Here is an 11,685-nt window from a genome sequence, read left to right as displayed (position 1 = left end):
AGCGTCGCGACCCGGTGAACCGTTCCGGTCACAGCACTAGCTCTCCTCGAAGTCCGCGGCGGCGACGCGCAGCGGGCGCAGCAGCGCGAAGATCTCCGCGCACTCCTCGTCGTCGTAGGCGCTCAGGCCGAAATCGATCGCCATCAGGTCCCTGGTGGCCGCCTCGACGACCTCGCGCCCCTTGTCCGTGATGGAGGCGAGGGTGCCGCGGCCGTCGTTCGGGTTGGGCCGCTTGTCGACGAGCCCGGACCTCACCAGCCGGTCGACGGTGTTCGTCACCGACGTCGGGTGGACCATCAGACGCTCACCGATCTTCGACATCGGCAGCTCGCCGGCCTTGGAGAAGGTGAGCAGCACCAGCGCCTCGTACCGCGCGAAGGTCAGTCCGTACGGCTTGACCACCGCGTCGACCTCGCCGAGCAGGATCTGGTGCGCCCGCATGATCGAGGTGATCGCGGCCATCGAGGGCACCGGGCCCCAGCGCTGCTGCCAGAGCTCGTCGGCGCGGGCGATGGGGTCGAAGGGAAGGCTGAGCGGCTTGGGCACGCACCAGACCCTACCGGGCGGTCATATGACCGGGAGGCCCGTCTCACTCCTCGGCCCCCGCATCTTCGAGGCGCTCGCCCGGAGTTCGGCGAGCAGCAGCAGGACGACGACGGTGCCGGTGATCCCGGCCCCGGTGACGACCACGTGCACGGGCAGGAATTCGGCGGCGAGCCCGGCCAGGGCCATGCCGACGCCCTGGAGGGTCATCAGTCCGGTACTGAGCAGCGTCATCGCACGTCCGCGCAGGTCCTCGGTGACCGCGTCGACGTACCACCGGTCGAGCCCGAGGGTGTAGGCGTGGGCGAGTCCCGCGAGCAGCAGGGCGGCGAGGACCACGGGCACCCCGGGCCGGACGGCGTACAGGAGCAGCGGCAGCAGTCCGACAGCCGCGAGCGGGGCCGTGATCCGGGAACGCGTTCGGGCGGTGAGCGCGGAGCCGGCCCAGAGCTCTCCCGCGATGGTGCCGACGGGCAGGGCGCACATCAGCAGCCCGAGCACGGCGGTGCCCGCGCCGATGCCGGCGGCGTACGGGGCGAGCAGGGCCTCCGGTACGACGACGAAGACGGGCGGCAGCCAGAAGAGGAGGGTGAGCGCGCGGATCCGGCGGTCGCCGAGGACGGACCGCAGCCCGCGCGAGGGGGCCTCGCGCGAGCCCCCGCGCGCCGGCCGGCTGCGGGTGCCGAGGCGCAGCAGGAGGGCGGAGCCGAGGAATCCGGCGGCGGTCAGGGCGATGGCCCCGCGCGGCGCGAGGACGGTGAGCAGCAGCCCGCCGAGGCCGAAGCCGATGAGCTGGGCGCTCTGGGCCACCATCCGCAGCAGCGAGCGACCGAGGACGAAGGCGTCGCCGGGGCCGAGGATGTCGGGGAGGGAGGCGCTGCGGGCGCCCTGGAACAGCGGGGCGACGAAGGCCGTGGCGCAGCGCAGGACGAGGAGCACCGCGACGGGCGTGCCGGGCAGGGCCATGGCGGCCGCGCACGCGGCACAGATCAGATCGCACGCGACGAGCACGCGCCGCGCGGGGTACCGGTCGGCGAGCCCGGCGAGCAGGGTGCCGCCGAGGGCGTACGGGAGGAAGCCGAGGGCGAAGGTGAGCGCGCTCATCAGCGGCGAGCCGGTGGCCCGGTACACGAGGACGGTGAGCGCGATCTCGGCGACGACCACCCCGAGCACGGACATCAGGTGCGCGACGAAGACGGCCCGGAACTCCCGGATCCGGAACACCGGGCCGTAGCCGGTACGTGCGGGGGCGGCGCTCTGCTGGACGGTTCCCATGCGGAGGAGCCTCCCGCCGTCTAGGCTTGCGGGCGTAGAGATTCGGTCTGATCCGAATCTTCCGGCGCCGCAGCGAGGGGGGACCGCGATGGGGTTCCACTTCCGCTTCGGGCCCGGCGACCTGCTCCGGTGCCGTTTCTCCCTCTCCCCCCGCTGGGAGACGCAGGAAGCGGTGCGCGTCCTGCTGCGTCCCCAGCGACAGAGCTACCACCTCCCCTGGCTCCGTCAGGTCCGGGCCGCCGCCGCGGGGCTGGACCTCAGGCCCCTGTGGCTGCTGATGCCGACCAAGGGACACAATCCGGACTTCCTCAGCCCGCCGCCGCTCGGCCCCTCCGTCACCTTCGAGGAGGAGCTGGCCCGGGTCCGGGCCGCCGACCCGGAGGCGGCGCGCGAGGACCTGCGGCGCTCCCTCGCCTGCACCCCGGGCGCCCTGGAGAGCGAGATCGGGCGGCGGATGCTCGCGGATCCGGCGCGGGCGGTCCGGGAGTTGGCCGATCTGTACGAGCGGGCCTGGGAGGCGCTGGTCGCCCCGCACTGGCCCCGGCTGCGCGGACTGCTGGAGGCGGACGTCCTGTTCCACTCGCGGCGCCTGGCGGCCGGCGGCCTGGAGGCGCTGTTCGACGGCCTGCATCCGGACCTGCACTGGCAGGAGGACACCGGCACCCTGACCATCGACAAGCACGGACACCACGACCGCACCCTCGACGGGCAGGGCCTGCTGCTGATGCCGAGCGCCTTCGTCTGGCCCGAGGTGGTAGGCGGTTACGACCCGCCCTGGCAGCCCACCCTCGTCTATCCGGCGCGCGGCATCGGCGCGCTGTGGACGGCCTCCGCATCCCCGGCCCCGGACGCACTGGCCCACCTGCTGGGCCGGGGCCGCGCCGAGGTGCTGTGCGCGCTGCACGAGCCCGCGTCGACGACGGCCCTCGCCCACCGGCTGGGCCTCGCTCCCTCGACGGTGTCGACGCACCTCAAGACGCTGCGGGCGGCGGGCCTGCTCGTCCCGTCCCGGCACGGCCACCAGGTCCTCTACGAGCGCACGCCCCTGGGCATCGCCCTGGCGAGCGGCAGTCCGACCGGGGACGTGCCGGTATGACCCGGGGTGTGACCGCGCATCACGTCCCGATGCCCCGGTCCGCTGCCCGACCGGGTCCGGGGCCCGGACCCTGGGTGACCCTCAGGCCTGGGCGTCGGCCGGTTCGTACGGATCGACCGGCAGCGGATCGAAGGGGTGGGCCGTGTGCCCGCCCCTGGGCGAGCAGGCGCCGAACGGCCCGGTGTCCGGGTCCGTCAGCACCCGTAGGTGCGGGTCCGCGTGGTGCAGCCACCACGTGGACATCCCCAGCATCGGGTCGTGGCGCAGGTGCTCCCAGGCCAGCCACAGCGCGGACAGCCTGGCGCCCGCCTCGGGGTGCTCCCACCAGCGGGGACACCAGGTGGCGGACGTCCCGTTCAGGCGGCGCCGGACCGTCGGCGCCAGATATCCGGAGACGAAGGCGAAGACGTCGGCGAAGTAGAACTCCGCCTCCTCACGGGAAGCCTCACCGGCCCCGGTAGCGGTACTCATCAGCGCTCGACCCCCGGGGCGCGCGGCACGAGCTCCGGCACGGGGTTGTACACCCCGTGGCCCGAGGGCCGCCCGGGACCGGGCAACGCCACCTTCGCGGGGATGTCCACGCCCTGCATGAAGCCGTGCGCCCGGTCCGGCCCGGAGCGGGTGGACGCGGCGGGCGGTGCGTCCAGGTCCGCGTAACGGTCGGCCGACATCAGCCGGGAGAGCGCGGCCTGGTGCTCCGCCCGCCTGTGCTCCGGCACGTCGATGGCGCCCAGCTTCTGCGCGAACTCCTTCGGCGTCGTCTTCTTGGGGTCGAAGTCCTCCATGCGCACCTGACAGCGCACGGCGTCGTCCGCTATCAACTCGTCCACGTCGCGCGGCAGGTGCTCGTGCCGGGGCGAGGGCAGGGCGAACTCCACGCCTTCCTTACCCACCCGTTGGTGCGCGAGCAGCTGCGGGAGTTCGTCCTTGCCCAGGACGGACTCCTCGCCGATGTCGGCGGCGAAGACGACGACGGGCCCCTTGGCCGCCTCGGCATAGCGGCGGGAGACCGTGCTCCACACCTCCGGGGCGAGGGCCTTGGCCTCTGATGGCGCTACGTCGAAGTCACGTGTGAGCATCTCCCGGACCTCAGGCTCCCAGAGGTGGTACGAATCCAGCTGCTTCCCGGCCGGACTGTCCTCCAGTACCTGGTAGTTCCGGGTCTCACCACATGCCTGCGCCAGATACCGGTGGCCGACCTCGCTCGGGGCGCCCTCCGGCTGGGACCTGTAGGACCAGAACGCGCGGACGTCCCCCCGGTCCTCGTTGGTGACCGACGCCTTCGCGGCAACGCCCCTGATGAACGACTGGATGTCCGGAGTGGGCGTCCCCGTGTGATTCTCGGCCTGCCAGTCCCGGATCAGCCGCTCCTGCACCTCCTCCACCTGCTCGGGCGTGGTCGGCTTGGCCGCCCTGTGCTCGCCCTCGAGCCTCAAGGCGGTGGTGACCTCGCCGTTGGTGGGGGGCGCCGCTGCCGTCATCGGCGGTCCAGGAAGTCGGCAGGCGCGTACACGTCAACCGAAATGGATGCCCCTCCTGCCAGGTCGGCGGTCCACGTCTGGAAGGCCACGGACTGGCTGAGCACGATGTACGGCTCCCCCGGTACGTCACCGGCCGGCTTCCAGTACGCAAACTCGTAGGGCCTGCGCTTCTTCAACCGGAACTCCCGGCTGAGCCAGTACGACGGCACCGGCGGCTCCGGGAAGTCCTCGTCGTCCCATGAACCCGACCAGGTGGGTGCACCCAGAACCGCTACGGCGGCCTTCAGGTAAACCGGCCAGGTCTCGGCCGCGACGGAGAGCACGTCCCGGTTCTCGGCGGCGGTGGCGGCCTTCACGTGCCAGGGGTAGTGCGTCAGGCTCTTGACCGGGCTCCACTGCCCGCCCAGTACGTCGAAGAACGTCCAGCTGCCGCCGCTGCGCGTGGTCACGTTCAGCTGCCGGTCGAAGGTCTCCGGTACCCAGCCGTACCGCCCGCACCACTCCCGGAACTCCGGCGACCCGCCCTGCGGCGGCCCCTCCCACACGGAGACCCAGTCGACTCCCTGCCAGCCCTCCAGCTCCGCGGTCAGGTCCTGCGCGGTGCGGCCCGTCGTTTCCGTCAACATCTGTCTCTCCTTGATCATGCGGTGCTCTTGCGACCGTATCCCGGTCGCACGTGCGTTCAGGGGCGGGCGCCGGGGTCGTGGCGGCTCAGGGAGGCCTTGACCGCGTCGGCGTGCGGGCCCTCCCACCAGGGCAGCGTTCTGACCAGGACCGGCTTGGTCCCGGAGGCCAGGACGAGCGCCCGGCCCGGAGGCATCGCGCCCAGGTCGGAGACCTTCAGGACGCGCTCGCGGCGGACGGACTCGTTCACGGTGCGGTTGCCGGACCAGCCGATGAACTCCGCCTCGCGGGTCGCGGTGAACTCGCGGACGTCGTACTCGCCCGCCAGCTCGGAGAGGTCCCCGAGGAAGCGGGTGTCGGAGACGCCGCCGCCGTAGACCCGTACGTTGGCGGCGGACCAGAGCTTCTCCATGCCCCGCTCGCCCCACACCTCCACGCCCTGCGCCCAGGACTGGAGGATCGTCATCAGGATGATGCCGCGCGAGCCGTAGTGCGAATACAGGTCGGGCAGGGCGCGCCAGCGGCAGACGTTCGCCGCCTCGTCCAGCACCGCCAGCAGCGGCTTCGACAGCCGGCCGCCGCGCTGGGAGGTGGCGTACTCCTCCGCGGCCTCGACGACGGCCACGGTCAGGGCCGTCACCAGCGGGCCGGCCGAGTCGCCACCCTCCCGGGACAGCGAATAGAGGGTGCCGTCGCCACGCACGAACTCGGCGGGGTCCAGCTCCGGGCGGTCGTCGTCATCGGCCAGCGGCGTCACCCACCTGTTGACCTCGGGATTGACGAGGCAGGACGCCATCTGCTGGGCCACACCGTAGATTCCACCGCGCTGCTTGTCCGGAGCGGTGATCACCCCGAACAGGGAGTCCGCCGGCATCTGGTGTCCCGCGCCGCGCAGGATGCGCTCCGGGCTGTCGTCCTTCGGGTTGGCCAGCCAGGTGTAGATCCGGGTGATCGGTGCCTTGGCGGTGGCGGCGGCGAGCAGGAGGTTGGCGAGCAGGTCCCGGCCGGCGGGGTCGAAGTACGCGTCGGTGGAGGCGTCCGCGTCGCGCGAGCCGGAGGCGAAGTGCTCGGCCAGCTTGCGGGCCCGGGCCACGTCCGTCACGTACGAGAGGGGGTTCCACCACCAGGTGGGCGGCTCCTGGGCCACCTGCTGCGGGTCGAAGACCCACACGGGGCCGTGCGCGCCGCGCGGTCCGCGGGTGGCGTCGACGATGTCCCGCTTGTTGGAGGTGACGAGCACGGCGCCCGGGGCGTCGAGGATCGCGGGTATCGCGCGGCGGGTCGTCTTTCCGGTGCGCGGACCCCAGATGTCGACGTGCATGTCCTCGAAGGAGCCGTACAGGGGCTGCCGTCCGCGCAGCGAGCGGCCTATGAGGATGCCGGGTACGCGGCTTCGCACCCCGAGGCGCGCGGCGGTCGCGGAGGCACCCTTGGCGCTGAGGCGGCCCAGCTCATCGTCCTGCGCGAGATGCTCGGCCGCACCGTCGACGTCGGGCTTCCTGCGCAGGCGCAGCCGGATCCGGTACACGGCGAACGCCGTCACCGCGACCACGAACACCTCCGCGGCCGCGAAGGCGTTCGCCGGTCCGCCCGGCCACGTGTACGCACCCGTGACGAGGTCCACGGCGAAGACCAACGGACCGGCCGCCGGGGGCTCCCCTCCCACGGACGCGCCGAGGCGCGCGGCGAACCAGGCACCGCACACGAGGACCAGGGCGGCGGCCACCAGAAGGGCAGCCTCCTTCGCCCACGCGTCGCCGGGTCTCGGCTGCTTCTGCTGATCGGCGGTCATCGTCACGATCCCCCTTCTTCGGATACGGCCCTGTCCGGAAGGGAGGAGGGGCGAGTGGCCCGCTCCACCCAGCGGACGACGTCCTGGGTACGGCTGCGCCACCCGAGTTCCGTGAGGACGTCCACGAGGGGCGCGCTCAGTTCGAGGGCCCGGCGCGGGTCTTCCTTGGCCAACAGGCGCCAGGCGGCATGGGCGTTGCCCGCCACCTGCGCGGTCTCGGTCCTGGGTTCCGCTCCCGCCCGGCGGCGGCGCAGGGCGGTGTGGACGAGCAGCTCCACGGTGGCGGGCAGGTCGCCGCGCCGGGCGAGCGTGAGCCAGGCCCGGGCGCTCAGGACGTGCACGGTGTGCGGGTGCAGCGGCCCGTACTCGGCCTCCAACGCGGCTTCGGTCCGCTCCGCCAGGGCGATCGCGGTGTGGGTGTCCCCCGCCCGGTGCGCCGCCCACAGTCGCGCCCAGGCGTCCTGGTGGGTGTCCGGCAGCGGCGCTCCCCACTCCGCCGCGACCGGCCGGGGCGTGCCCGTCGGGGCGGGCGGTGCGGATGCGGCCGGACCGGACGGTGGGCCGGCGGCCCCTGCGGGCCGGGCCTGCGGGGGCACGCCGGGGTGGGGCGCGGAGAGGGTCGTCACGTTGCCGTCGGGGTCGACGACGAGGGGCCAGGCCGAGCCGTCGGGCTCCTTGGCCGTGACCCGGACGGGCCGGCCCCGCAATGCCGCGCGTACGCGGATCTCGGCGAGCGCGGCCCGCCGGGCGGCCGGGAGGTCGCCGGGCGGGACACTGACCGGCTCGCCGTCGATGCTGACGCCGGAGGTCGTGAGGGTGATGGTGTGGACGGGGGTGGCCGGCACCTGGCCGGGGTCGATGGTCACGAGGTCATCCGCCCTTGGGGAAGTACGGGGGCGCCCAGCCGAGGTAGGTGGCGCCCCACTTCGTCTCGATCTCCGTCGCCGGGACGACGTCGATGTATCCGGGCCTGCGGATGTCGTTGCTCGCGATCTGGCCGTCCCCGAGGTAGACGGCGACGTGGCCGGCCCGCTGGCCGGTGTCCCAGTACATCAGGGCACCCGGAGGCGGGTTCCTGTCCTTGTCGTGCTTCATGCCGGCGGGCATTTCCTTGTAGTGGTCGATGGCGTAGCCGACGCCGGAGAACGACCATCCGTAGGCGTAGGCGGTGAAGGCCAGGCACATCTGGTACCACTTCTTCGGACCGCTCCGCGCCTCTTCGCGGGCCGCCGCGATGGCGTCCTTCGTGCTCCGCGGGTTCTTGACCTCGGCCGGCCAGCCGGCGGCGCCGTCGTGGAAGGGCGCGCCCGGCTCGCCGGGCTTTCCGCCGTTGTCCTCGCAGCCCTGGCCGCCGGGCTTGCCGGGCTTGCCGGGCTCACCCGCGCCGCCCGGGGCGCTCCCGCCCGTGCCGCGCCGGTTCAGGTCGATGCCGGCATCGCGGGCGATCCCTCGGGCGTAGTCCTCGTGCTGGTCGTAGAGGTCGGGGTAGGCGCTGCGCTGGACGGCCTGGGCGGCGGCGCCGTACTTCATGGACTCCCAGCCGCGTATGTCGGTCAGGCCCGGCGGGTCGCCGTCGTCGCCGCCCCAGAAGAACATCTTGGCGGCGTACTTGGGCTGCATGATCTGTTCCGCGGTGCCCCAGCCCGCGACGGGGCGCTGCTGGAACAGGCCGACCGAGTCGCGGTCTCCGTAGTCCAGATTGAGGAGCGTGCTCTCCTGCATGGCCGTCATCAGGGCGATCAGGGTGGCCCGGCCGGACAGTCCGCCCTCCTTGGCGACGCCGTCGATGGTCTCCGCGTTCGCGATCTGCGCCTTCCGCATGCCTTCTCCGGGGCGCTGCGCGCCTCCGCCGCCGCCCTTGTCGTCGTCCCCCGGGGTCACACCGGGGCGGCCCCGGTTGCCGCAGCCGACGGCCGAGGCGTCGCCGCCCATGGCGGCGACCAGCCCGAGCAGCAGCAGACACAGGACGAGGACGACCGACACCACGGCGGCGGCCTTGAGTTTGAAGACGGTCCCCTTGGCTTCGAGCAGGAGGCCCGCCGCGTCACGGGCCCGCACTACAGGCCCAGGATCCGAGTGATGTGCCACTTCCCGTTGCCGGAGGTCATCAACTCCAGTTGCAGCATGGTGGTTTCGCTGTAGTCGGTGTAGCCGTCGACGTCCACGGCGGCCGTTGCCTGACGCCACACCCGCAGCGGGGAGTCACCGGGCAGGTCCTTCCCCGCCGGGGCCACCGCGACGGAGCGCACCTTCGATATGCCGCCCCGGCTGACCAGCTTGTCCCAGGCCGGGTCGGTGTGTTCGGAGAGGTTGACGACCAGGGCCGGCGCCATGTAGGCCTCGGCACGCTGCACCACCGTCCCGTGCTTCTGATCCTGGGGCGGGTTGCGGGTGAGGTAGATGCGCATGAACTGCTCGGCGACCCGGTCGGGGTTGCCGAGGTCGGCCGGCGGGGCCGCCGCGGAGGACGGCGCCGACGGCGCGGCGGAGGGCGGGGCGGAGGACGCCGGGACCTGCGCCCCGGCATCCTCGCTCGCCGGGGCAGCGGGAGCCGCCGCGGCCGCGGCGGACTGCTTCTCGCCGAGAAGGCCCGGCCACACCCAGCGGGCACCCGCACCGAGGGCCAGCACCAGCACGACGACGATCACGGCCCCGGTGGGGCGGATCGGGTCGTGACGGCGCTGTTCGCGCACCCACTCGTGGGACCTGCGCCGTACCTCGTCGCGGTGCGCGGCCTTCGCACGCCGCCGCTCGCGGCGGCTGCCGCCCTTCTTGACCTCCTCCGGGTAACTGACGTTGGCCAGGATGTCGCGCCACTCCTGTGGCGTTCGGTCACTCATGTCCGCCTGACCGGGGGTCGCAACGAATGGGACGACGTCCTCGCGGGACGGTGCGGGGGCCCGTTGGGCGTGCTGCGGATGACGGTCCCCACGATGATGCGGGGCTCGGCCGGGGCCCCCGGGGCAGGGGCCTGCCGGAACGCGAAGTTCGGCTGCCTGCCGGTCTCCGGGCGCATGACCGGCGAAGCCGGGGTGCCCGACGAGCCGCTCCCCTCGCTCGCGGCCGGAGCCGTGGCGGCACCGGCCGAGGGGCCGGGGGGCAGGGCCGGACGGACCTCCGTGGCCTGCGCGGGCAGGCCCGGACGAGCCTCCTGGGCGGGCAGGCCCGGACGCGACGGCGAGCCCTGAACGGCCAGAGCCGGGCGCGGCTCGGGTCCGGTGACCGCCGCGGTGCGGGCCGTCGTACCTGCCGCCCCCGAAGCGGATCCGGCAGTGGACCCGCCGGAAGTCCCCGCGGGGAGGGCGATCTTGGGTCGTCCGGCCGGGAGGGGCGCCGGGGCGGGCGGGCGCGCCGGGGGAACGCGGGTGACGGTGATGTCGGCCCCGTCACCGGATCCGCCGGATCCTTGGCCGGAGGGAAGTCTCGGAACGTTCCTCCCGCCACCGCCGCCACCGCCGGGCCGGCCGGGGAGGTTGTCCCCGGGACGGTGGCCCGAGCCGGAGCCGGGACTCTTCCCGCCCTTGCCCACCATGCTGAGGGCGCGGGCGGCGAGCATGCCCCCGATCGAGCCGCCCGTCGTGCCGCGGACGCCGAAGATCTGGGCGAGCACGGACCGGAACTGGAAGGCCACGACGGAGAGGGCGATGGACAGGCCCATGGTGGGCAGCCAGCCGTACTTGCCGAACATCTGCATGGTCGCCGTCTGCGCCGAGAGCACGGCGCCGAGCACCAGGGTCGCGATGAAGCTTTCGAGGGTGCGGGCGAGGAGTTGGTCGAACCAGGCCAGCCCCCACTGCCTCGGCCGCCCGGGAATGACCCAGAGGCAGGCGAAGAAGGCGCCGGTCAGAAGCAGCAGCAGCGACCCCAGGAAGGCCGCCAGGGACGTGAACGCGAGGACCAGCAACAGGATCGCGAACATCAGGGCGACGATGACGGCGGGGATCAGCACCATGATGCGGCCGACCGGGGTGTCGCCGTCCGCCCAGTCCTTGGAGGCCAGCCCGACGTTTTCCTCGCTCACGTTATCGTCGATGTATTCCTCGCGCTTGTCTACGCTCGTTCCCTGATCGAGGACTTGCCTTCCGTACAGCTTGCAGACATCCATGCTCCCGAATTCGGCGATGCACCACGGGGTGGCCACGAACCCGCGCCAGATGGAGTCCTGAGACTTCCGGAGCAGCGTGTCACGGCCGTTCTCCGTGAACTTCGGCTGGTTCTTGAGCGCGAATGGGTAGTCACTGGACCCGTTGCCGAGGCCTTCGGCGGTGGCGGTCATGGTGACGCTCGCGCCGACCTGCCGCGCCGAATCGACCCCGCTCACCCAGGACTGGGGGCTGGTCAGGAGGGATACGGACACCACGCCCGAGATCAGGACCCAGGCGATCTGTGAGAGCCCCCCTCCTCCGCCGCCCTTCCTGTGCTGCACGAAGGCGATGAAGCCGCCGACGACGAGGCAGCTGGGGAGAATGAACTCCATCAGGCTCTGTGAGGCGCCGCCGATCATCCCGGAGATGGCCTTCTCCATCTCCGGGATCGACGTGAACCGGAACACCCAGCCCACGATCACCGTCATGGCGAGACCGATGACGAGGAGAAGGGCCATGAGGAGCGAGACGATGACGTGCGCGCTCGCGTCCAGCCCCTCGAACGCGTTGAGGTCGGCATCGATGAACCAGCGCCCTGGGTCGTACAGCTCGTACATCGTCTCCCCACCCTTGGGAGCGTTCCCGTCACTCGGCGACCAGAAGAGGTCTCCGATACCGACCGGGTTGATGTCTTCGGCATGTGCCTGACCCGCGAGAACCATCACGGAGGTGAAGGCGAAGAGCACGGGGATCGCCACGGTTCTGAGCCGTGGCGCGCGTATGGACATC

Annotated in this window: 11 protein-coding genes; 1 reads left to right on the top strand and 10 read right to left on the bottom strand. The window is 72.5% G+C overall.

The genetic code is table 11. From position 1 onward, the window contains the following. Positions 1 to 36: 36 nt before the first annotated feature. Both J7E94_RS33160 and J7E94_RS33155 read right to left on the bottom strand, forming a co-directional pair. Positions 37 to 546, bottom strand: coding sequence for a MarR family winged helix-turn-helix transcriptional regulator (locus J7E94_RS33160; RefSeq protein ID WP_215020540.1), 510 nt, complete (start codon positions 544 to 546; stop codon positions 37 to 39). Between the two features lie 21 nt (positions 547 to 567). Next, entirely contained in the window at positions 568 to 1,818 is a 1,251-nt protein-coding gene (locus tag J7E94_RS33155; RefSeq protein WP_215020539.1) for an MFS transporter, read from the bottom strand. A gap of 88 nt (positions 1,819 to 1,906) precedes the next feature. On the opposite strand from J7E94_RS33155, the gene J7E94_RS33150 reads away from it, so the two are divergent. Beyond that, positions 1,907 to 2,914: a DUF5937 family protein gene (locus J7E94_RS33150; RefSeq protein WP_215020538.1), complete on the top strand. Its 1,008-nt coding sequence runs from the start codon at positions 1,907 to 1,909 to the stop codon at positions 2,912 to 2,914. An 81-nt stretch (positions 2,915 to 2,995) separates the two neighbouring features. Here the strand turns inward: J7E94_RS33150 and J7E94_RS33145 are convergent, their stop codons facing one another. The 8 genes from J7E94_RS33145 to J7E94_RS33110 are packed head-to-tail and all read right to left on the bottom strand — an operon-like array spanning position 2,996 to position 11,684. After that, positions 2,996 to 3,385, bottom strand: a complete 390-nt coding sequence (locus J7E94_RS33145; protein ID WP_215020537.1) for a DUF4913 domain-containing protein — start codon at positions 3,383 to 3,385, stop codon at positions 2,996 to 2,998. Beyond that, positions 3,385 to 4,395, bottom strand: a complete 1,011-nt coding sequence (locus J7E94_RS33140; protein ID WP_215020536.1) for a hypothetical protein — start codon at positions 4,393 to 4,395, stop codon at positions 3,385 to 3,387. Before J7E94_RS33140 ends, J7E94_RS33145 begins: the two co-directional genes overlap by 1 nt. Beyond that, on the bottom strand, positions 4,392 to 5,021 hold the full coding sequence (locus tag J7E94_RS33135) for a hypothetical protein (RefSeq protein ID WP_215020535.1): 630 nt from the start codon (positions 5,019 to 5,021) through the stop codon (positions 4,392 to 4,394). The genes J7E94_RS33140 and J7E94_RS33135 overlap by 4 nt, the downstream gene beginning before the upstream one ends. A gap of 56 nt (positions 5,022 to 5,077) precedes the next feature. Next, positions 5,078 to 6,811, bottom strand: coding sequence for a type IV secretory system conjugative DNA transfer family protein (locus J7E94_RS33130; RefSeq protein WP_215020545.1), 1,734 nt, complete (start codon positions 6,809 to 6,811; stop codon positions 5,078 to 5,080). A gap of 2 nt (positions 6,812 to 6,813) precedes the next feature. After that, the gene (locus tag J7E94_RS33125; protein WP_215020534.1) at positions 6,814 to 7,677 is read right to left on the bottom strand and encodes a hypothetical protein; all 864 of its coding nucleotides are present in this window, start codon (positions 7,675 to 7,677) and stop codon (positions 6,814 to 6,816) included. A gap of 4 nt (positions 7,678 to 7,681) precedes the next feature. Continuing rightward, a complete protein-coding gene (locus tag J7E94_RS35840) occupies positions 7,682 to 8,869 on the bottom strand; it encodes an NlpC/P60 family protein (RefSeq protein ID WP_215020533.1) in 1,188 nt (395 codons plus the stop codon). Then, entirely contained in the window at positions 8,869 to 9,651 is a 783-nt protein-coding gene (locus tag J7E94_RS33115) for a hypothetical protein (protein WP_215020532.1), read from the bottom strand. Before J7E94_RS33115 ends, J7E94_RS35840 begins: the two co-directional genes overlap by 1 nt. After that, a complete protein-coding gene (locus tag J7E94_RS33110; protein ID WP_215020531.1) occupies positions 9,648 to 11,684 on the bottom strand; it encodes a hypothetical protein in 2,037 nt (678 codons plus the stop codon). The genes J7E94_RS33115 and J7E94_RS33110 overlap by 4 nt, the downstream gene beginning before the upstream one ends. Between the last annotated feature and the right edge of the window lies 1 nt (position 11,685).

The organism is Streptomyces sp. ISL-94, from assembly GCF_018614075.1.
Lineage (GTDB): Bacteria > Actinomycetota > Actinomycetes > Streptomycetales > Streptomycetaceae > Streptomyces.
This window is presented reverse-complemented; position numbering and strand designations above follow the sequence as displayed.